Source organism: Actinomadura sp. NPDC000600 (assembly GCF_040492135.1).
GTDB lineage: Bacteria > Actinomycetota > Actinomycetes > Streptosporangiales > Streptosporangiaceae > Spirillospora.
On the sequence record NZ_JBEUPD010000018.1, the window covers coordinates 1 to 21,585 of the forward strand.

General features: G+C 72.4%; 16 protein-coding genes. 12 read left to right on the plus strand and 4 right to left on the minus strand.

Features of this window, described 5'->3' with window-relative positions:
- Positions 1-351 precede the first annotated feature (351 nt).
- A complete protein-coding gene (locus ABWI07_RS24785) occupies positions 352-1,989 on the plus strand; it encodes an MFS transporter (RefSeq protein ID WP_353819957.1) in 1,638 nt (545 codons plus the stop codon).
- Here ABWI07_RS24785 and ABWI07_RS24790 read toward each other — a convergent pair.
- Positions 1,986-3,275 carry an adenosylmethionine--8-amino-7-oxononanoate transaminase gene (locus ABWI07_RS24790; protein WP_149262792.1) on the minus strand — a complete coding sequence of 430 codons (1,290 nt, stop codon included), beginning with the start codon at positions 3,273-3,275 and terminating at the stop codon, positions 1,986-1,988. The two genes, ABWI07_RS24785 and ABWI07_RS24790, sit on opposite strands and share 4 nt — an antisense overlap.
- Positions 3,276-3,295: 20 nt before the next feature.
- Complete coding sequence (locus tag ABWI07_RS24795; protein WP_353819958.1) at positions 3,296-4,774, minus strand: CCA tRNA nucleotidyltransferase; 1,479 nt, start codon at positions 4,772-4,774, stop codon at positions 3,296-3,298.
- A 381-nt stretch (positions 4,775-5,155) separates the two neighbouring features.
- Between ABWI07_RS24795 and ABWI07_RS24800 the strand changes: the two genes are divergently transcribed.
- From ABWI07_RS24800 to ABWI07_RS24825, 6 genes are all read left to right on the plus strand, one after another.
- Entirely contained in the window at positions 5,156-5,695 is a 540-nt protein-coding gene (locus ABWI07_RS24800) for an aminoacyl-tRNA deacylase (protein WP_149262790.1), read from the plus strand.
- A gap of 73 nt (positions 5,696-5,768) precedes the next feature.
- Positions 5,769-8,360 (plus strand): DUF6049 family protein, encoded by a 2,592-nt coding sequence (locus tag ABWI07_RS24805; protein ID WP_353819959.1) that lies wholly within the window; start codon positions 5,769-5,771, stop codon positions 8,358-8,360.
- Positions 8,361-8,382: 22 nt separating this feature from the next.
- Positions 8,383-10,071, plus strand: coding sequence for a murein biosynthesis integral membrane protein MurJ (murJ, locus tag ABWI07_RS24810; RefSeq protein ID WP_353819960.1), 1,689 nt, complete (start codon positions 8,383-8,385; stop codon positions 10,069-10,071).
- 164 nt (positions 10,072-10,235) lie between these two features.
- The gene (locus ABWI07_RS24815; protein WP_353819961.1) at positions 10,236-11,855 is read left to right on the plus strand and encodes a protein kinase family protein; all 1,620 of its coding nucleotides are present in this window, start codon (positions 10,236-10,238) and stop codon (positions 11,853-11,855) included.
- A 186-nt stretch (positions 11,856-12,041) separates the two neighbouring features.
- Positions 12,042-12,650 carry an RNA polymerase sigma factor SigM gene (sigM, locus tag ABWI07_RS24820; protein WP_149262788.1) on the plus strand — a complete coding sequence of 203 codons (609 nt, stop codon included), beginning with the start codon at positions 12,042-12,044 and terminating at the stop codon, positions 12,648-12,650.
- Positions 12,647-13,429 carry an anti-sigma factor family protein gene (locus ABWI07_RS24825; protein ID WP_149262787.1) on the plus strand — a complete coding sequence of 261 codons (783 nt, stop codon included), beginning with the start codon at positions 12,647-12,649 and terminating at the stop codon, positions 13,427-13,429. The genes sigM and ABWI07_RS24825 overlap by 4 nt, the downstream gene beginning before the upstream one ends.
- Positions 13,430-13,652: 223 nt before the next feature.
- On the opposite strand, the gene ABWI07_RS24830 is transcribed toward ABWI07_RS24825, so the two are convergent.
- Positions 13,653-14,225, minus strand: coding sequence for a dienelactone hydrolase family protein (locus ABWI07_RS24830; protein ID WP_149262786.1), 573 nt, complete (start codon positions 14,223-14,225; stop codon positions 13,653-13,655).
- 172 nt (positions 14,226-14,397) lie between these two features.
- Between ABWI07_RS24830 and trxB the strand changes: the two genes are divergently transcribed.
- Positions 14,398-15,351 carry a thioredoxin-disulfide reductase gene (gene trxB / locus ABWI07_RS24835; RefSeq protein WP_149262785.1) on the plus strand — a complete coding sequence of 318 codons (954 nt, stop codon included), beginning with the start codon at positions 14,398-14,400 and terminating at the stop codon, positions 15,349-15,351.
- A 161-nt stretch (positions 15,352-15,512) separates the two neighbouring features.
- Positions 15,513-15,827 (plus strand): thioredoxin, encoded by a 315-nt coding sequence (gene trxA / locus ABWI07_RS24840; protein ID WP_149262784.1) that lies wholly within the window; start codon positions 15,513-15,515, stop codon positions 15,825-15,827.
- A 91-nt stretch (positions 15,828-15,918) separates the two neighbouring features.
- Here trxA and ABWI07_RS24845 read toward each other — a convergent pair whose 3' ends face one another.
- Positions 15,919-16,536 carry a GNAT family N-acetyltransferase gene (locus ABWI07_RS24845; RefSeq protein ID WP_149262783.1) on the minus strand — a complete coding sequence of 206 codons (618 nt, stop codon included), beginning with the start codon at positions 16,534-16,536 and terminating at the stop codon, positions 15,919-15,921.
- Between the two features lie 260 nt (positions 16,537-16,796).
- On the opposite strand from ABWI07_RS24845, the gene ABWI07_RS24850 reads away from it, so the two are divergent.
- From ABWI07_RS24850 to ABWI07_RS24860, 3 genes are all read left to right on the plus strand, one after another.
- Positions 16,797-18,029: an aminotransferase-like domain-containing protein gene (locus ABWI07_RS24850; RefSeq protein ID WP_149262919.1), complete on the plus strand. Its 1,233-nt coding sequence runs from the start codon at positions 16,797-16,799 to the stop codon at positions 18,027-18,029.
- Positions 18,030-18,052: 23 nt separating this feature from the next.
- Positions 18,053-18,997, plus strand: a complete 945-nt coding sequence (locus ABWI07_RS24855; RefSeq protein WP_353820061.1) for a D-alanine--D-alanine ligase family protein — start codon at positions 18,053-18,055, stop codon at positions 18,995-18,997.
- A 1,131-nt stretch (positions 18,998-20,128) separates the two neighbouring features.
- Positions 20,129-21,487 (plus strand): nitroreductase family deazaflavin-dependent oxidoreductase, encoded by a 1,359-nt coding sequence (locus ABWI07_RS24860; RefSeq protein ID WP_353820062.1) that lies wholly within the window; start codon positions 20,129-20,131, stop codon positions 21,485-21,487.
- The last annotated feature ends 98 nt before the right edge of the window (positions 21,488-21,585 follow it).

A 21,585-nucleotide genomic window follows, 5' to 3' on the forward strand; every position in this document is an offset into this window, starting at 1 on the left:
GGCGGAGCGCTAGAGCGCTCCGCCCCCCACAACTACGCGTGCGATCGCTGGCATCGCTCCGGCTCGCCTTGCGGCTCGCTGCGCGATCAGATTCTCGCTTCGCTCGAATCTGCCTTCGGACGCGATCGCGATCATCGAGGTCGTCGCGTGGTTGCGGCGTCGGCTGGGGTCGGCGCGTCCGCGTGGGCAGCGGGCTGCAGCGGGTGGTCGGGTGACGCTCGGGGGTGAGGGCGGCGCATCCCCGCAGCCGCGACCGGAGGGCCGTGTCACCGATGGCCGCGTTTCTCGGCGATGGAGGGGCTTCAGGTCGAAGGAGAGAAATGCATAGAAAACACGACATACGCTGATCTGATGCGGGCGGGTGAGTTGCGGGGGATCTTGGGAGGGCGGGATTTTCGGCGTCTCTACGGGACCCGGCTCGCCTCGCAGTTGACCGACGGCGTGTTCCAGGTGGCGCTCGCCGGATACGTGTTCTTCTCGCCCGAGCGGCAGGCCACGGCGGCCAAGGCGGCGGCCGCGTTCGCGGTGACGCTGCTGCCCTACTCGGCGCTCGGGCCGTTCGCCGGGGTGTTCATCGACCGGTGGCGGCGGCGGCAGATCCTCGTCTGGACGCCGGTGCTGCGCGCGCTGCTCGTGCTGCTCGTCGCCGGGCTCGTGGCGGGCGGGCAGGACGGGCTCGGCTTCTTCCTCGGCGTGCTCGTCGTGCTGGGCGTGAACCGCTTCTTCCTCGCCGCGCTGTCGGCGGCGCTCCCGCACGTGGTGCGCCGCGACCAGCTGGTCACGGCGAACGCGTTCACGGTCACGTCCGGGACGATCATCGCGTTCGCGGGGGCGGGCGCCGGCTACGGCCTCCGGCGGGTGTTCGGCGCCGGGCACGACGGGACGGCGCTGATCCTCGTGGTCGCGGCGGCGCTGTTCCTGCTGGCGGGGCTGATCGCGACGACCCTGCCGAAGGGCCTCCTCGGTCCGCACCGGACTTCCGAGGACGTCGCGCCCCGAGCGACTGCCCTAGCGGTGGCGGAGGCGACCCCAGCGACCGTGCCCGGGGTGGCGATGTCGGACACGTCACCCGCGTCGGAGACGGCCATGCCGGACGCGACGCCCGGCTCCGCGACGCCCGTGTCGGATGCCTCGCCCGGGCACGCGACGCCCGTGTCGGCCGCGTCGCCCATCCCAGGCGCACCCATGTCGAACGCCGCGGCTGGGGCGGGGACGCCCATGCCGGACGGGGCGGAAGTGCCGGGCCTGGCAGACGTGTCCGGTCGGGCGGAAGCGTCGGGCCGGGCGGACGTGTCGGAGGGGTCCGGCGGGGTCGGGGCGGGCGGGTCCGAGGCGCCGCGGGTCGTCGAGGTGCTGGGTGGTGTGCTGGGCGGGCTCGCGGACGGGGCGCGGCACATCGCGCGGCGGCCGCAGGCGGCGCTGGCGCTCGGCGCGATCTCGTTCCACCGGTTCCTGTACGGCGTCGTCCTGATCATGACGCTGCTGCTGTGCCGCAACCACTTCGCCGGCGACCCCGACCGCGGGCTGGAGACGTTCGCGCTGATGCTGGGGGTGTCCGGCGCCGGGTACTTCGCGGCGGCGCTGATCACCCCGCCGGTGGTGCGGCGCATCAGCAAGCAGGCGTGGGTGGCGTGGCAGCTCGGCGGGGCGGCGGTGGGCCTGCTCGTGCTGGGCATGCCGTTCGCGGAGCGCCCCTGGGCGGCCGGCGCCTTCCTCCTCGGCGTCGTGTCGCAGGGCGTCAAGCTGTGCGTCGACACGACGTTGCAGGAGACGATCGAGGACGCCTACCGGGGACGGGTCTTCGCCGTCTACGACATGCTGTTCAACGCGACGTTCGCCGCTGCCGCCGCCGCTGCCGCGACATGGCTGCCCGCTGACGGCCGCGCCACCGTCACCCTCCTCGCGGTGGTAGCCGCCTACGGGATGGGCGCGGTCGCCTACTGGACGGCGGCGTCCCGCATGCGCGGCCCCGCATACGCCCTGCGTTAGAGCGACTCCGCGATGGCCTGGAGGGCGGCGGCGATGTGGTGGACCTCGTCCTCGGTGCACACGTACGGCGGCATCGTGTAGACGAGCTTGCCGAAGGGCCGCAGCCATACTCCGTGCGCCATGGCGATCTCCTGCACGGACTGGACGTCCACCGGCTCGCGCGCCTCGACCACGCCGATCGCGCCGAGGACGCGGACGTCCGCCACTCCGGGGAAGTCGGCCGCGCCGTCGAGCTCGCTGGTCAGGACCGCCTCGATGGCGTCGACCTCGTCCCGCCAGTCGCGCGACAGAAGCAGGTCGATGGACGCGGACGCGACGGCCGCGGCCAGCGGGTTGGCCATGTAGGTGGGGCCGTGCATCAGCACGCCCGCCTCGCCGGAGGTGATGCCGTCGGCGACGCGGTCGGTGCACAGGGTCGCGGCCATCGTCATGTAGCCGCCGGTCAGGGCCTTGCCGAGGCACATGATGTCGGGGACGACCTCGGCGTGGTCGCAGCCCCACAGCTCGCCCGTCCGGCCGAAGCCGGTGGCGATCTCGTCGAGGATCAGCAGCAGGCCGTGCTCGTCGGCGATGTCGCGCAGGGCCTGGAGGTACTCGGGGGCGTAGAAGCGCATGCCGCCGGCACCCTGGACGATCGGCTCCGCGATGATCGCGGCGAGTTCGCCGGCGTGCTCGGCGGCCAGCTCCGCGAGCCCGCCCAGGTACGCCTCGTCGGGGTCGGCGCTGTAGCCGAGCGGGGGCGGGGGCGCGAAGACGTGCTGGGCGAGGACGTCGGTGAACATGTGGTGCATCCCGTTCACCGGGTCGCAGACGGCCATGTCGCCGAACGTGTCGCCGTGGTAGCCGCCCCGGACGGTGAGGAGCCGGCGCCGCTCGGGACGCCCCTGCGAGCGCCAGAACTGCAGCGCCATCTTGATCGCGACCTCGACCCCGACGGATCCGGAGTCGGCGAAGAACACCTTGGTCAGCGGCTCGGGGGTGATCTCGACCAGCCGCTCGGCGAGCCGCACGGCGGGCGGGTGCGTGAGCCCGCCGAACATCACGTGCGCCATCTTGCCGAGCTGCCCGGTGACGGCCGCGTTCAGCTTCGGGTGGTTGTAGCCGTGCACGGCCGCCCACCACGACGACATGCCGTCGATCAGCTCGGTGCCGTCCGCGAGGGTGAGCCGCACACCGCTCGCCGACACGACCGGCAGCGCGGACACCGCCGCCGGCATCGGCGCGTACGGGTGCCAGATGTGCTCCCGGTCGAACTCCAGCATCCGCTCGGTCTCGCGGGGGCTCATCCGGCCCAGTTGAAGCGGGATCACTCGCCGTCCCCCTCGCGATCGGCGGCCGGGGCGCCGACGCCCTCGGCGGCGGCCCAGCGGCGCAGCTCCTCGGCCGCCGCCTCCTTGCCGATCATGCCGCGGTCCAGGCGGAGTTCGAGGAGGAACTTGTAGGCGCGGCCGACGAGCGGGCCGGGGGCGATGCCGAGGATCTCCTGGATCTCGTTGCCGTCGATCTCCGGGCGGATCGCGGCCAGCTCCTCCTCTTCGGCCAGCCGCTCGATCCGCACCTCCAGGTCGTCGTAGGTGCGGCGCAGCCGGTCGGCCTTGCGCTTGTTGCGGGTCGTGCAGTCGGCGCGCGTCAGCTTGTGGAGGCGGGACAGGAGGGGTCCGGCGTCGCGGACGTACCGGCGGACGGCCGAGTCCGTCCACTCGCCGGTGCCGTAGCCGTGGAACCGCAGGTGCAGCTCCACCAGGCGGGAGACGCCGGAGATGACGTCCTTCGGGTAGCGCAGGGCGGTCAGCCGCTTGCGGGTCATCTTCGCGCCGACGACCTCGTGGTGGTGGAACGAGACGCGCCCGCCCGGCTCGAACCGGCGGGTCTTCGGCTTGCCGATGTCGTGCAGCAGCGCCGCGAGCCGCAGCACGAGGTCGGGGCCCTCCTTCTCCTGCGCGATCGCCTGCTCCAGGACGATCAGCGAGTGCTCGTAGACGTCCTTGTGCCGGTGGTGCTCGTCGATCTCCAGCCGCAGCTTCGGCAGCTCGGGCAGGACGTGCGCGGCGAGGCCGGTGTCGACCAGCAGCGCCAGGCCCTGCCGCGGGTACCGGCCGCAGAGCAGCTTGGACAGCTCGTCGCGGACGCGCTCGGCCGACACGATCTCGATGCGGCCGGCCATGTCCTTCATCGCGCGGACGACGTCGGGCGCGACGGTGAAGCCGAGCTGCGAGGTGAACCGGGCGGCGCGCATCATCCGGAGCGGGTCGTCGCTGAAGGAGTCCTCCGGGCGGCCGGGCGTCCGCAGCACCTTGCGCTGCAGGTCGGCCAGGCCGCCGAACGGGTCGACGAACTCGTGGCCGGGCAGCCGGGCCGCCATCGCGTTGACGGCGAAGTCGCGGCGGCGCAGGTCCTCCACCAAGGAGGTGCCGTAGGAGACCTCCGGCTTGCGGGACTTCGGGTCGTAGGACTCGCTGCGGTAGGTGGTGATCTCCAGCTCGACGCCGTCCTTGCGCAGGCCGACCGTGCCGAACTCGATCCCGATCGTCCAGTGCGCGTCCGCCCAGCCGCGGATGATCTCCAGGGTGCGCTCGGGCGGGGCGTCGGTGGTCAGGTCCACGTCCTTGGTGGGACGGCGCAGCAGCGCGTCCCGGACGGGCCCGCCGACCAGCGCCAGCTCGTGACCGGCCGCCGCGAACCGGGCGCCGAGCTCGTCGGCGACGGGCGCGATCCCGCGCAGCAGCTCGGCGATCGCGGTGCGCCGCGAGGACTCTGGGGTCACGTTCTGGTCAGGCACGGCCATCGAGCGTATTTCCTTGGTTGACGGGCTGACAAAGGACTTTCTGGCGAGCGCCGGGGTCCGCGCGGAAGTCTTTTCGGGGCCGAAGAAGGACAGGGCCCTTCACGTGCCGCGATCCCCGGGTTACGTTTCGGGCACCCCGATGACGCCCTGCGCGACCCGGTGAGCCTCCCGTACGACAACGGTAGCGGGATCCAAAAGGGCCACGGTCCGCCGCACGTGCGGTTGAGGCGCGTCGAGAGGGTCCGCGTGCCGTGCGCCAGGGATGAGACCGGCCGTTCCGGGTATGTGGGGGCTTTCCCCACTAAGTGTGCGAAGCACGAGGCCACAGGGATACCAGATCCGGGGATGAGCGGGGTCGACCCCCGCGGGACGGAGCCGAACATGAAGGACGCTCTCACCATCCACCGCGCGCTGCTCGGGTGGGAGACGGCGCATGAGATCGTGCGGCTGCCCCTCTCGATGACCTGGGCCGACGAACTGCCCAGGGCCCTCGGCCTGCCGCCGGACCGGTGCCTGGTGACGCGCGTCTACTCCTGCGAGGGCGATGGGCGCGGCCGGTCCTTCCTGGCCGGGGCGATCGTCCCGGCGGGGCGGTGGCCGTCCGCCGAGGCGGTGCGGCGCGGCGTCGGCGCCCGCAGCGTCCGGCACGCGCACGCGGACGTGGTCAACGCCGTCACCGAGTACGCCGCGGGCCTGGTCTGCCCGCTGCTCCTGCCCGACTCGATGCCCCTGCTGATCGACCGCGGCCTCGTGAACGGGCCCCACGCGAGCGACATCGTCTACACCGCGACCGGGGAGGCGTCCACGGCGCTCGGCATCAAGGCCGACGTCCTCTACTCCCTCTGCCGCGCGGAACCCGCCGACCTGCTGGCCCCGCGGGGCGCCGCGCCCGCGCCGGGCCTGGACCACGCGACGACCTGAGCCGCCCGTCAGGCGCGGCGGCGCCGGACGCCCCCTCCGGGACCGCCGCGGGCGGGCCGCGCCGGGCAACGCCATGAACATCGACGGACTACCATCGGGGCCGTGGTGCGGGAAATCAACGCCCGCCGTCCGCAGCCTGTCCTCGTGTCGCCGGACGGTTCGTGGACGGGCCCGGCGTGAGGGCGGACACGGCGTGAAAGCGGTCGGACGCGCGTTGGCGCTGGCCGCGCTAATGCCTTGTCTCGCGATGGCGGCCTCCCCGGCCATGGCGTCCCCCGCCGCCGTCCGGGCGCGGACCCCCGCCAAGGCCCCGGCCGGCGCCCCCGCGGCGACCCAGGCGCGCGCGCAGGTGGCGCTCGCGCTCACCAAGATCACCCCAAAGACCGTCACCGCGAAGTCGAAGATCGAGATTTCCGGAGCGGCGCGGAACCGTACCGAGCACGCGCTGGCCGGCCTCACCATGCGGCTGCGCTACAGCGCCCAGCCCGTGACCAGCCGGAGCCAGCTCGACCAGCTCGCGACCGGGCAGCAGACCGCGCTGCCCAACGTCGCCCCGCAGCAGCAGCCGCTCGCGCAGGCGTCCAGGCCCGGCGTGACCCAGGGCTGGAGCTTCCGGACCACGGCGCGGCAGCTGGGCCTCCGCGAACCCGTCGGCACCCCCGGCGTCTACCCGATGCGCGTCGAGGTGGTGAACTCCGCGCAGCAGGTCGTCGGCGGCCTCACGACCTTCCTCACGCTGATGCCGAAGCAGCGCAGCTTCAAGCCGGTGGCGGTCGGCTGGGTGCTGCCGCTGATCGACCGGATGCACCGTGCCAACGACCGCACGTTCATCGACGACGACCTCGGCAAGGAGCTGGCGCCCGGCGGCCGGCTCCGCAGGCTCGTGGACGCGGCCGCCGCCACCAACACGCCCGTCACGTGGGCCATCGACCCGGCGCTTCTGGACGACGTGAGGCAGATGGCGTCCGGCGCCTACTACGTGAAGGCGCCCGGGGCCAAGAAGGCCGTCCGCAAGGAGAAGAGCACTGTCGCGGCGACGTGGCTGACGGCCCTGAAGAGCGCCTCCAAGGGCGATCCCTACTTCGTCCTCCCGTACGGCGACGCCGACATCACGGCGCTCGTCCGGCACAAGATGAACCGCGACGTCCGCATCGCGTTCGACGCGCGGAACACGAGCCTCGTGGCGGAGATCCTCGGCCGCCGGCCCGACGCGCGCATCGCCTGGCCGGCGTCCGGCCTCGGCGGGCCGGACACGCTCGGGGCGCTCGCCAGGTACCCGCTGAAGGACGGCGGGTCGCTGCTGATGAGCAGCGCGCAGTTCGACAACCCCCCGTCGGGCGCGCAGCCGAACGCGACCACCGCGCTCCAGACGCAGCTCGGGGTCAGGAAGGCGCTCGTCTACGACCAGGCGGTCACCCAGATCCTCGGCGAGGGGTCGCGGTCGGCGTCCCGGGCGCTGCTGAGCGAGCAGCGCTTCCTCGCCGAGACCGCGATGATCGCCGCGGAGGCGCCGAGCGTCCCGCGGACGCTCGTCGTCGCGCCCGACCGGCACTGGGACCCCGCCGACGGGCTCGCCAAGAACCTGCTCACCTACACCAAGGGCGCGGGCTGGCTGCGCGAGGTCCCGCTGCGCTCGGTCGAGGCCGCCCAGCCGCAGGACCGCCCTCTCCGCGCCTACTCCGACAGCGACGAGAAGTACGAGCTCGGCGACGTCCACCTCCGCCAGACCGGGGCCATCGCGACGCGGGCGGCGACGTTCCAGGCCGTGATGACCGGCCCGGTCAAGATCTCCTACGAGCGCGCCGTGCTGCGGCTGGAATCGGTCGCCTGGAGGTCCTCGCAAGGGCGCGCCAAACGGGCCCGCAGGGAGCTGGAGGACGAGCTCAGGGCCGACATGCAGCTCGTCCGCGTCGTCCCGCCGAAGAACAGGCGCGTGCTCATGGGGGGCAGCTCGGGCAGGCTCCCCGTCCTGGTCGAGAACCGGCTGACCGGCCAGGCGGTGAAGGTCAGGCTCGTCGTGACCTCGAAGAACACCGCCAAGCTCCAGCTGGGAGGTCTGGAACCCGACGACGCGGTCATCGAGCTCGGGCCCGGGGAGCGGGCCCAGCGGTGGATCCCGGCGCAGGCGGCCGGAAACGGCAACTTCGACGTCCGCCTCGATCTACAGATTCCCGACGCGGGCGGCCGGACGTACGGTGACGGCGAGACCATCACGGTCACCGTGACCGGGTACGGGCGGCTCGCCCTGCTCATCACCGGCGGCGGACTTGCCGTACTCTTCGTGGGCGTCGGAGTGCGGGGCATCAGAGCGAGGCGCCGCCGGAAAGCGGAGGCAGCCGGTGACGGGTCGACCGGAATGGGATCGACAGGGACAGGGGAACCAGGGAGCGGGCTCCCCGGCCCCGGGTTCTCAGGGTCCGGCATACCCACCGCCGAGTACTCCGGGTCCCCAGGGGCAGGGATACCGGGCGCAGGGGTACCCGCAGGGCCGTCCGCCCCAGGGTCCGGGCCCTCAGGGGCCGCAGGGACCGGCGCCGACGGGCGGACCGGGCGCGGGGCAGGGCCCGCAGGCGCCCGTCCCGAGGACCCCGCCGCCGTACCCGGGACCGCCGCCGACGGGCAGGCCGCCGGGCGCGGCGAACATCGCCGCCGAGACGGCGGTTGACATCCCCCTCCCAGGCGGAGGCGTGCCCGGCGCCGACACCACCGTGGTGGACACGCCGCCGGCGCAGGAGGGCAAGGGCTCGTCCGGCATCCTGAAGTCCGGCGCGATCATGGCGGTGGGCACGCTCGCGTCCCGCGTCACGGGGTTCCTGCGCACCGCCGTCATCGTCGCCGCGCTCGGCACCGGGCTGCTCGCCAACGCCTACAACACCGCCAACACCATCCCCAACCAGATCTACGACCTGCTGCTCGGCGGCATCCTCACCAGCGTCATCGTCCCCCTGCTGGTGCGGGCCAAGCAGCGCGACCAGGTCGCCGGGGAGCAGTACGAGCAGCGCGTCTTCACCCTCGCGGTGATCGGCCTCGGCATCCTCACCGTCGTGTCGGTGCTGCTCGCGCCGCTGTTCATCGACGTCCTGGCGGGCAGCTACGACGGCGACCAGCGCGCGGTCGCCATCCTGTTCGCGCGGTTCTTCCTCCCCCAGCTGTTCTTCTACGGCGTCGGGGCGTTCGCCGGGGCCATCCTCAACACGCGCGGCAGCTTCGGCGCGCCGATGTGGGCGCCCGTCCTGAACAACATCGTCGTGATCGCGGTCGGCGGCGCGTTCCTCGCGATCACCACCGGCCGCGTCGACCCGTCCAGCATCACCGACCAGCAGCTCATGCTGCTGTCCATCGGCACGACCGGCGGGATCGTCCTGCAGACGGTCGCGCTGTGGCCGTCGCTGCGCCGCGTCGGGTTCCGGTGGCGGCCCCGGCTGGACTTCCACCGCGGCGAGCTCGGCGAGGTCGGGCGGATGGCCGGCTGGACGCTGCTGTACGTCGTCGCCGCCCAGGGCGCGTTCGCCGTCGTCACCGCGCTGACGAACCGGGCCGGGAAGCTGGCGTTCCAGCAGGGCCTCGGCGAGGGCTACGGCTACACCCCCTACTTCAACGCCTACCAGCTCTTCCAGCTGCCCTACGCGATCGTCGGGGTGTCGGTGATCACCGCGCTGCTGCCGCGGATGAGCCGGTTCGCCGCCGAGGGCAAGACCGCCGACGTGCGCGCCGCGTTCTCCAGCGGGCTCCGGCTCTCCTCCGTGATCATCATGCCGGCGGCGGCGCTGATGCTGGTGCTCGGGCCCGAGATCACCACCGTGCTGTTCGCGCACGGCAACACCAACGCCGACGACGCGCTGGTGATCGCGCGGGTCATGCAGATGTTCGCGGTCGCACTCGTCCCGTTCTCCATCTACCAGCTGATGCTGCGGGTCTTCTACTCCTACGGCGACACCCGGACGCCCGCCCTGATCGGCCTCGTCGTCACCTCCTTCAACATCGCGATGGCGTTCACCGCCTCCAGCGTCCTCGACCTCAAGTGGATCGTGGTCGGCATCGCGGGCGGGTTCGCGCTCAGCAACCTGGTCGGAACGATCACCTGCTGGCTGGTGCTGCGCCGCAAGCTCGGCGGCATGGACGGGCGCCGCATCATCGGCGGCCACCTCAAGCTGCTCGTCGCGATCTGGCCGCTGATCGGGTTCGCCTACGCCGCCCACACGGTCGCGGACGCGCTGGGCGGCACCGACACGATGCTGCCCGCGCTGGTCACGCTGGTCGCCGGATCCGTCGGCGGCGGGCTGCTGTACGTGCTCTTCGCCAGGCTGATGCGGGTGGAGGAGATCCAGACGACCATCGCCACGTTCGCCCGCCGGCTGCCCGGGCGCGCAAAGTAAAAAAGGACGCGCGGCGATAAGGCGGCCACTCGCGTGAGTAACCACTACCATGTGGGGGACTACGGCTTGCGGGGCGACACCCTGGGGAACGCAAAGAGGAGGGTCGGAGGCGTAAGCTGCCACGCCACGAACATGGGATCTGACCACCTGTGCAGGACGTTGCCGTGAGCACGTCAGTCATCGAGCCCGGCACCCGTCTCGCCGGCCGCTACCGGCTCGAGGAGCGCATCAGCGACTCGGGCGGCTCGTCGCTCTGGAAGGCCATCGACGAGATCCTCGCGCGGGCGGTCGCCGTCCGCACCTTCGACGCCGAGTTCCCCCGGATCGCCGAGGCGGTCACGTCCGCGCGCTCGGCCAGCCGGCTGACCGACCCGCGCCTCACCCAGGTGTTCGACGCCGACGACTCGGGCGAGAGCGCCTACATCGTCAGCGAATGGGTCGCCGGCGAGACCCTGGAGGGCATGCTCGGCAAGGCCCCGCTGGAGCCCGGCCGCGCCGCGACCCTGCTGTACGAGGCGTCCGAGGCGCTCGCCGCCGCCCACGCCGCCGGGCTCTCGCACCTGTGCCTCACCCCCCGCGACCTCGTCTGGACGACCGGCGGCACCGTCAAGATCCTCGGCGTCGCCACCGACGCCGTCCTCTGCGACCGCGAGTCCGACGACGCCGCCGCGGAGGACGTCCGCGGCCTCGGCCGGATGCTGTACGCGGCGCTCACCGCCCACTGGCCCGGCGACGAGGACGGCTCCGCGCTGCCCGCCGCGCCGGCGTCCGACGGCGTCCCGCACGCGCCCCGCCAGGTCCAGGCCGGCATCTCGCATGCGATCGACGCGATCGTCTGCCGCTGCCTCGGGATCGGCACGGGCGAGCCTCTCGCGTCCCCCGCCGAGCTGGCCAAGGCGCTGCGCGGCGTCCCGCGCACCCCGCTGCCCCTGTTCGCCGGGCTCGGCCACACCCCGCCCGCGGCCCCGCGCCAGACGGCCCCGCCGAGGCGTCCCGCGGCCCCTCCGTCGCCGCCGCCGGCGGCGACGCAGCCGCACCAGCAGCACCGGGCGCCCGCGCCCGAACCGTCCGCGGCCTCGCACGTCCCGCCGCCGCGTGCCCAGCGGCACGCCGCCCCGCCCCCGCCCCCGCCGGCGACGTCCACCCGGACGACGCCCACGCACGGCCACGGCGGCCCCAAGCGCCAGACCAACCGCGCCCTGATCGGCGTCGCGGCGGCCGCGCTGACCGTCATCGTCGGGCTCGGCGCCTGGGCGCTGTCAGGTCCCGGCGGCGACGACCCCAAGGGCGGCCACCCCAGCGACAACTCCCAGACGAGCTCCCCGCCCAAGCCGTCCGTCGTGAAGCTCGTCCCGCAGGACATCGATCCCGCTGAGCGCCCCGTGGGCGGCCACCTCGACGGCACGATCGGCAAGAACCTCCAGACGGTCATCGACGGCAGGCCCAGCGGCGCCTGGGAGACGCAGAGCTACGCCGACGCCGACTTCGGCCGGTACTCGAAGGGCCTCGGCGTGCTGCTCGACATGGGCAAGCCCGTCAAGGTCGCCAGCGTGAAGGTCAGCTCCCCGGTGAGCTCCGGGACGCTGCAAGTCCGCGTCGGCGACTCGCAGACCCCGACCGATCTGCAGCGCGTCGGCGAGCAGACGCCCACCGGGGGAGAGGTGACCATCACCGCGAACCCGCAGGCCACGGGCCGCTACGTGGTCGTGTGGTTCACCAAGCTGCCGAGCGGCCCGTTCAAGGGGAAGCTCGGTGAGGTCACCGTCTACGGGACGGCCGGCTGATCACGTTCCGGCAAGGGCCCGACATGAGCTGTGACGTGGAGCGGCGCATGTCTGTATCGTGCCTGTGAGCAGATTGTCCCCTCGCCCCCAGGAACCCGTGGTGCCTACCTCAGCAGCCGGTCGCGGACGCCCGGCGCCGGCCGGGCGTCCCGAACGAGAAAGCGGTCGCTCATGACGTCGGTGAGCATGCGTCGCGTAGGCGAAGTTCCCGACAAGGAGCTCCTCGCCCGGCACGCCCAGGGGGACCCGCACGCCTTCGCCGAACTCGTGCACCGCCACCGCGACCGCATGTGGGCGGTCGCGCTGCGCACCCTCGGCGACCCGGAGGAGGCGGCCGACGCGCTGCAGGACGCGTGCCTCTCCGCGTTCCGCGCCGCCGGGCGGTTCCGCGGGGACGCCGCCGTCACCACCTGGCTCCACCGCATCGTGGTGAACGCCTGCCTCGACCGCGTCCGGCGCAAGTCCGTCCGGCCGGCGACGCCGATGGGCGACGACGCGACGTTCGACGCCGTCGCGCCCAAGATGCCCGACCCGACCGACGCGCACGGCGTCTCCCTCGACGTCCGCACCGCCCTGGAGCAGCTCCCGTACGAGCAGCGGGCCGCCCTCGTCCTGGTCGACATGATGGGCTACTCGGTCGACGACGCCGCGCAGGTCATGGAGGTCCCGCCCGGGACGATCAAGAGCCGGTGCGCGCGGGGCCGCGCCCGGCTGGCGCCCCTTCTCGTCCACCACCGGAACCGACGCGAGCCCAGGAACGTCGGAGGTGTGGAAGGAGGTGGCATGCCCAAGTGAACCCCGCACACCTCGACTACGACGTCCTGGCCGACCTGGCCGAAGGACTCCTCGAAGACGACGAAGCCGCCTCCGTCAACGCGCACCTGGAAACCTGCGCCGACTGCCGGGAGCTGTCCGCCGACCTTGCGGACGTCTCCCGGATACTGGCGGAGGCACCGATGCCGCCCATGCCCGCCGAGCTGGCCGAACGCATCGACACCGCCCTCGCGGCGGAGTCGATGCACACCGCCACCGTGGCGAGCCTGGAGCAGCGGCGCGGAAGGCGCCATTGGCGGATACTGTCGGCGGCCGCGGCGGCGGTCGTCGTGCTCGGCGGCGGAGCGACGGTCGGCAAGGTCGCGCTGGACGGCGCGAGCAGCAGTGACAGCACGGCGCACCAGCCGGCCCCGCAGCACTCCCTGACCGATCCGAGTTCCGGCACCGGATCAGGGGTGCCGAAGGTCGCGCCCGGCGAACCGGCGCCCGCGTTCAAGGTCGCCCACAGCGGTACCGACTACCGGTCCGGCACGCTGGGCGAGCAGGTCGGCGGCGTCGTCACCGGCGAGCAGAAGCTGCGCGCCGAGGCCGCCGCGCCCGACCCCCGGCTCCACGGGTGCGTCACGGGCGTCGCCGGTTCGCAGGCGCCCTTGCTCGTCGACCAGGCGAGTTACGAGGGAAAGCCGGCGATCATCATCGCCGCACCCGGCGACCAGCCCGGCAAGCGCGACATCTGGGTCGTCGGACCGGACTGCTCACCGCAGTCCCACCACCTGCTGAAGCAGCTGAAGAACGCCTGACCCGCCAAGCCCCGAACCGGGCACCCACCTGTTGAGGCCATGGACGGCCGACCCCGTCCATGGCCTTTCACATGACGCAGGGTCCGGCTGAGACGCTCGGTCCTCTATGTGATGCCGACTCCGCAAGGGAAGTTCGCGGAGCCCGCACCAGCAATTGCCAGGCCCCCACCCCGGGTCACTCGCCGGGGTGCCGCAACGGTGCCCTGGCGATGCGGGGCGGGGGTCAGAGGGAGGCAAGGAAGTCCAGGGCCGTCGCCCAGGCGCGTTCGGCCGCCTCGGCGTCGTAGTCGGGCAGGTCCGGGTCGGTGAACAGGTGGCCCGCGCCGCGGTAGCGGAACACCTCCACGTCCGCGCCCGCCTTGCGCATCCGCAGGTACCACGCGTTCAGCCAGTCGACGGGCTCCCAGGTGTCGGGATCGGCGACGTGCAGCTGCACCGGGATGTCGGTGGTCGCGTCCTCCGCGATGTCGGACGTGCCGTGCATCAGCAGCAGCCCGCCTGCCTTCTCGTCGGCGAACGCGAGGTTCTGGGCGATGGAGCCGCCCAGCGAGAACCCCGCGTAGACGAGCCCGCCCTCCCCCATCAGCGGCGCGGCCGCCACGACGCCCCGGTGCAGCAGCTCGTCCCGCCCGATCTCGTCCTTGATCGCGATCCCGGCCTCGGCGTCGTCGACGACACGCCCGTCGTAGAGGTCGGGGACATGCACCTCGTGCCCGGCCGCACGGAGCCGGTCGGCCGCCTGGTGCACCGCGGGCCGCAGCCCGTACATCGAGTGGAAGAGCAGAATGCGTGCCATGCGCCACAGCCTAGAGCGCCTCCGGCCCCCGGCCGGCGGGCGGACAGTCCCCGGCCGGCGGGCGGACGGCCCGGCGCCGCGTGCCGGGGAATCAGCGGGGCCTAGGATCGGTTGACGCGACTGTGAGGCCGGGTCGTGCGGCACCGACGGCCAACGAGGAGAGGCAAGAACTGTGAGCGACGTCCGTAACGTCATCATCATCGGCTCGGGCCCCGCGGGCTACACGGCCGCCGTCTACGCGGCCCGCGGCGACCTGAAGCCGCTGGTGTTCGAGGGTTCGGTGACGGCCGGCGGTGCGCTGATGAACACCACCGACGTGGAGAACTTCCCCGGCTTCCCCGACGGGATCATGGGTCCCGACCTGATGGACAACCTGCGCAAGCAGGCCGAGCGCTTCGGCGCCGAGCTCATCACCGACGACGTCACCGAGGTCGACCTGACCGCCGACCCGAAGGTCGTCAAGGTCGGCGACGAGACCCACCTCGCCAAGACCGTGATCGTCGCGACCGGCTCCGGGTACCGGGAGCTGGGGCTGCCGGACGAGAAGCGGCTGTCCGGGCGCGGCGTCTCCTGGTGTGCCACCTGTGACGGGTTCTTCTTCCGCGAGCAGGACATCGCCGTCGTCGGCGGCGGCGACACCGCCATGGAAGAGGCGATCTTCCTGACCAAGTTCGCCCGCTCGGTGACCGTGGTCCACCGCCGGGACGAGCTGCGCGCGTCCAAGATCATGCAGGACCGGGCGTTCGCCAACGAGAAGATCAAGTTCCTGTGGGACAGCGAGGTCGCCGCGATCCACGGCGACGACCGGGTGACCGGGGTGACGGTCCGCAACACCAGGACCGGCGCGGAGTCCAGCCTGGAGATCACCGGGCTGTTCATCGCGATCGGCCACGACCCGCGCAGCGAGCTGTTCGCGGGCCAGCTGGAGACCGACACCGACGGCTACCTGCTGGTCGACGCCCCCACCACGAAGACGAAGATCCCCGGCGTGTTCGCCTGCGGCGACGTGGTCGACCACATCTACCGGCAGGCCATCACCGCCGCCGGCAGCGGCTGCTCGGCCGCCATCGACGCCGAGCGCTGGCTGCAGGACCGGGACGCCGCCGAGACCGTCCCGCAGGCCTGACCGCAACGCGGGCCGCCGGCCGCACCACCGGCCCGACCCCCCGCGGCACCCGACCTCACCACCACCCGCCGCCGGCCCGGCGTTTCCGCCGGGCCGGCGCTGCGGTGGGCTGCATCGAGCGGGGGAGCGTCCCCGCCCCACGCGAGAACCGAAGGAGACCGATGAAAGCCGTGACCGACGCCGACTTCGCGTCCGAGGTGCTGGAGAACGACAAGCCCGTTCTCGTCGACTTCTGGGCGGAATGGTGCGGCCCGTGCCGGATGGTGGCGCCGATCCTGGAGGAGATCTCCAAGGAGCACGGCGACAAGCTCCAGATCGTCAAGCTGAACATCGACGAGAACCCGCGGGTCCCGCAGCAGTACGGCGTCATGCAGATCCCGACGATGAACGTCTACAAGGGCGGCGAGGTCGTCAAGCAGATCATGGGCGCCAAGCCGAAGGCCGCGCTGCTGAGGGATCTCGCCGAGTTCATCTGAGCCTTCCCGAGTCGCCTCCCGTCTCCCGCGGCGAGCGCGAGTGTGGCCCGCACTCCACCCGGAGTGCGGGCCACACGCCGTTCAGAAGGCCTCAGACGGGCCGCAGCGCCCCTTCCGGGGTCATGGAGCCCAGGAGCCGTTCGAGCGCCACCTCGACGTCCTCACGCCACGACAGCGCCGACTTCAACTCCAGCCGCAGCCGCGGGTACCGGTGGTGCGGCCGGACGGTCTTGAACCCGACCGACAGCAGGTAGTCGGCGGGCACCATGCACCCGCCCTCCTCGCCCTTCAGGTCGCCGAACGCCTCGATCGCCTTCACGGCGCGGCGCGTCAGGTCCTTCGCGACGCCCTGGACGAGCATCCGCCCGATGCCGCCGCCCGCGAACTCCGGCAGGACGTGCGCCGTCATGAGCAGCACCGCGTCCGCGCTCACCGGGCTCGTCGGGAACGCGACCGAACGCGGCACGTACAGCGGCGGCGCGTACATCACGAAGCCCGCCGGGACGTCGTCCACGTAGACGATCTTGCCGCAGCTGCCCCACTCGAGGAGGGTGGAGGAGATCCACGCCTCCTTCTCCAGCCCCGCGTCGCCGCTCTCCTGGGCACGGTCCCGGCTCACCGGATCCAGCTCCCAGAACACGCAGCCGCGGCAGCGGTGCGGCAGATCATCAAGGTTGTCCAGCGTGATGTTGACGAGACGACGCGACACCGGGTCGGCACCCCCTGCTGCGATCCTCGCCCGCCGGCCTGGACCCGTGGCGGCGGAAGTTCCCGGCAACCATCCGGGACCCGCGGGCATCGTATCGGACAGGAGTTTCCCCAATGCCGCGGCACGCCACACCCGGGCGCCTCGCCGCGTCCCCCATGACGTAGTTTGCATGGAAGCCGTTTCCGCCCCGGAGGTGCCTCGTGGAACAGCACTCGCGCACGGATGCCTATGCCGACCGTTACGCCGCCCGTGCCGCCGGCATGGTGCCGTCGGAGATCCGGGCCCTGTTCGCGATGGTCGCCCGCCCCGAGGTCGTCTCGCTCGCGGGCGGCGCGCCCTACGTCTCCGCGCTCCCCCTCGACGCCGTCGGACAGATGATCGGCGAGCTCGTCGCCGGCCGGGGCGCCGAGGCCCTCCAGTACGGCTCCGCCCAGGGCGACGAGCAGCTCCGCGAGCACATCTGCGAGGTCATGTCGCTGGAGGGCGTCCAGGCGTCCGCGGACGACGTGGTCGTCACCGTCGGTGCACAGCAGGCGCTCGACCTCATCACGAAGATCTTCGTCGACCCGGGCGACGTGGTCCTCGCGGAGGCCCCCTCCTACGTCGGCGCGCTCGGCACGTTCGCCGCCTACCAGGCCGACGTGGTCCACGTGCCGTTGGACGAGGGCGGCCTCATCCCGGCCGCGCTGCGCGAGACCCTCGCACGCCTCCGCGCCCAGGGGCGCCGGGTCAAGTTCCTCTACACCGTCCCGACGTTCCAGAACCCCGCGGGCGTCACCCTCACCACGGCCCGCCGCGCCCAGATCCTGGAGATCTGCGCCGAGTACGACGTCCTGGTCGTCGAGGACAACCCCTACGGGCTCCTCGGCTTCGACGGCGAGCCCATGCGGGCCCTCCGCGCGGACGACGCCGAGCGCGTCATCTACCTCGGCTCGTTCTCCAAGACGATCGCGTCCGGGCTCCGCGTCGGCTGGGTGCTGGCCCCGCACGCGGTCCGGGCGAAGCTCGTGCTGGCCGCCGAGTCCGCGATCCTGTGCCCGTCGAACTTCTCCCAGCTCGCCGTCCGCGAGTACCTCGCGACCCAGCCGTGGCGAGAGCAGATCAAGGACTTCCGGGAGCTGTACCGGGCGCGCCGTGACGCGATGCTGGAGTCCCTTGACCAGCTCATGCCCGAGGGTTGCACCTGGACCCGCCCCGCGGGCGGCTTCTTCGTCTGGCTCACCCTCCCCGAGGGCCTCGACGCCAAGGCGATGGCGCCCCGCGCGATCGCCGAGCGCGTCGCCTACGTCCCCGGCACCGGCTTCTACGCGGACGGCACCGGCCACCGGCACATGCGCCTGTCGTACTGCTTCCCCGAGCCGCACCGGATCCGCGAGGGCGTCCGCCGGCTGGCCGGGGTGGTGGAGCAGGAGATCCGCCTCCGGGAGACCTTCGGAGGAACCACCGGCGGCTCGTCCACCGGCGTCCAGACGCCGGGCCCGGACGTCGTCTGACTGTTTCACGTGAAACGAGGGGCATCTTGGAACTCGGGCATGTCGTCGTCCTCGCCGGAGGGCTCTCCTACGAGCGGGAGGTCTCGCTCCGCTCCGGCCGCCGCGTCGCCGACGCGCTGCGCGCACGCGACATCCCGGTCGAACTCCGCGACGCCGACGCGACACTCCTGGACTCCCTGACCGACGACCCGCCGGACGTCGTCTTCCCCGTCCTGCACGGCGCGGCGGGGGAGGACGGCTCGATCCGCGACGTCCTCGGACTCCTGGACGTCCCCTACGTCGGCGCCCGCCCGGACGCATGTCGCGTCGCATGGGACAAGCCGACCGCCAAGTCCGTCGTGCGGCACGCGGGCCTCCGGACGCCCGAGTCCGTCGCGCTGCCGAAGGAGATCTTCCACGACCTCGGCGCGGCGTCGGTCCTGGACCAGATCGTCCGCAGCCTCGGCCTCCCCCTGTTCGTGAAGCCGACCCGCGGCGGCTCGGCCCTCGGCGCCTCCGTCGTCCACGAGGCGTCCGAGTTGTCCGCCGCCATGGTCGGCTGCTTCGCCTACGGCGACGCCGCCCTCGTCGAGCGCTACATCGAGGGCACCGAGGTCGCGGTCAGCGTCATCGAGCGCGACGGCGTCCCGACCGCCCTCCCCGCCGTCGAGATAGTCGCCCCTGGCGGCCGCTACGACTACACGGCCCGCTACGACGCCGGCGACACCGAGTTCGTCACGCCGGCCCGCCTCACGCCGGACGCGACCGCCCGCGCCACCGCCGCCGCCGTGACCGCCCACCGCGCCCTGGGCCTCCGTGACCTCTCCCGAACCGACCTCATCGTCTCCGCCGACGGCGAGGTCCACTTCCTGGAGGTCAACGTCGCCCCCGGCATGACCGAGACAAGCCTCCTCCCCCGAGCCATCAGCGTGGCCGACCTGGACATGGGCGAAGTCTGCGAGTCCCTCCTCCAGGCCAACGTCCGCTAACGACGCCCCGCCGCCTCCAACCCGACCCTGACGCGCCCTCCGGCCGTTTCACGTGAAACACCCCCGCCCCGACGCCAACCTCCAGAGGCACGCCCCACCAGGCGCCGTCGACCACCGTCCACCGCAACGCCACCCGCGCCAGAGCACGCGCCGTACCGCAGGACGACCCGTACCGCAGGACGACCCGTATCGGAGCGCGCGCCGTATCGGAGCGCGAGCCGTACCGGAGCGCGAGCCGTACCAGAGCGCGAGCCGTATCGGAGCGCGGCCCTTATCGGAGCGAGGGCCCGGGTCATGCCGGAGCGCGACCCGTACCGGGACGCGACCCGCGCTGGCATGCCGATCCAGGCTGCAGGGGGCCCAGCGCCTCGCTGGCCGCCGTCCGTTCTCAGCCCATGCCGAGACGTGATGCCGCCCGGGGGATGCCCTCGCCGGTCCTCTGGGGCCCTTGAAGCTGCCTTGCTCCGGGAGGTTGGGCGGCGAGGTGGGGGCCCGTCCCCGCAATCTCTCTCCTCCCACGGTGGGAGCCCCGTCTCAAGGCGAACGCCGAACTTGACGACGGGTTGGCTCCTTGGAGATGGACCAGAGCGGTTCCCTTGCCGCGAGTGTTACCCGGCCCAGGCGACGGCCGACTGGCTCGTGGTGGCCGCCTCCCGGTGAGCCCGCGCTTGTTTCACGTGAAACGAGCACCATCACCCGTCCGCCTGAGGGTAGCGAGACGACGGAGCTGTGCAGCTCCGCCGAGGGCAGGGAAGGTCGATCAGGCGGGGACACCCAACCGACTGCCACCAACTGGAAGCTCCGCTACTTCGGCCTCGGCTCGAGGAAGGTCGTGAGTACGCCGAGAGGACCTGTTCGCGCGTCGTGACGTCCTCGGACAGAGTTGCCGCTCGGAAGTAGTCGCCGAAGGACGGCTGCTGGGGAGTTCGCACGCCACTCCGCGCGTCGCCAAGGAGCCCGTCTCGGAGGTCGGGGCTTTCGCCTCTACGTCCGCGTCTCTTCGCCGAACGACCATGGGGCAAGGCTCGCCGACCCGGACGGGCGAGGTGGCAGGAGGGGGATTCCATGTTCGTCCGAAACCGTGTGGTCAATCCCGTCATGGGATGGCTACTGCGTTCGCCGCTGCACCGCATGGTGAGCGGCCGCGTCGCCCTGATCACGGTCACCGGTCGCAGGACAGGCCGCGTATACAGGTTCCCGGTCATGTACGCGCGAGCGGGAGACAGGATCTACGTGCTCGTCGGGCAGCACACCCGCAAGACATGGTGGCGCAACGTACGCCGCCCGGCTCCTGTTCGCGTGCTCGTCGCCGGTCGCTGGTTGGACGGGACGGCCGAAGTGCTGGAGGGAGCGGAGGCGGAGGCCGCCAAGGAGGCGTATCTCGCCCGGTTTCCCAAAGCCGCAAGGGCGGTCGATCGGGACACTCCGGTAGTCCGGATCACGCCGCGTCCGGAGCCGTCGGCGGACGCACCTCCTCAGCATCGCGTCCTGGTGTCCCGGTATGGCGGGCCGGAAGTCCTGCGGCTCGTCGAGGAGCCCATTCCGGAGCCGGGCCCGGGCGAGGCACGGGTGAAGATCTCCGCGGCGGGCGTGAGTTTCACCGATGTCCTCATCCGAGAGGGCGTCTACCCCGGCGGCCCCCGGCCCCCCTTCACCCCGGGATACGACCTCGTCGGGGTCGTGGACGCGGTCGGTCCCGGGACCACCGGAGCGGCGCCGGGCGACCGTGTCAGCGCGCTCGTGGAGTACGGCGGATACGCCCAATACCTGTGCGTTCCGGCCACCCGCCTCCTGCCAGTGCCGGACGGCGTGGACGCCGCCGGGGCCGTGTGCCTTCCGCTGACCTACGTCACCGCCTACCAACTGCTCCATCGGGCGGCCCACGTGCAGCAGGGGGAGCGGGTACTCGTGCATGGGGCGGCAGGAGCAGTGGGAAGCGCCGTGCTCCAACTGGGCCGGCTGGCCGGGCTGGAGATGTACGGAACGGCCACCGCCGAGCAGGCCGATCTCGTCACGAAGCTGGGCGCGACGCCGATCGACCATGTCTCCGAAGATGTCGTGGGGCGCGTTCGCAGGGAGACCGGCGACGGCGTGGACGTGGTGCTGGACGGAATCGGTGGTGCGGTCGCCCTGCGCTCGTACCGGGCGCTCCGTCCGGACGGGCGCCTGATCATGTTCGGGCACTACGCCACCTTGCGGGCGGGACGCCGGAACCTGCCCCGGACCCTCGGCTTCTATACGGCAGGGACCGCGGTGCTGCTCGGCTCCGCGCTTCCCCGTGGCCGGCGGGTCGGCTTCTACAGGATCGCCGAACTCCGAGACCTCCACCCCGACTGGTATCGGGACGACCTGGCCCGGCTCTTCGATCTGCTGACCGAAGGCCGGATCGCGCCGAACGTGGCCGATCGACTCCCGTTGAAGGACGCGCGGAGCGCGCACGAGCGCATCGGCCGCGGCGAGGTGACCGGACGGCTGGTCCTCCTACCGTGAACCTCCGCCCGGTCCCCGTGGTCATGCTGCGCGGTTCGTGTCGGGCTCCTGGCGTCCCCCAGTAGACGAGGGGCGCCGTTGCACGACGCCGCGAGCCC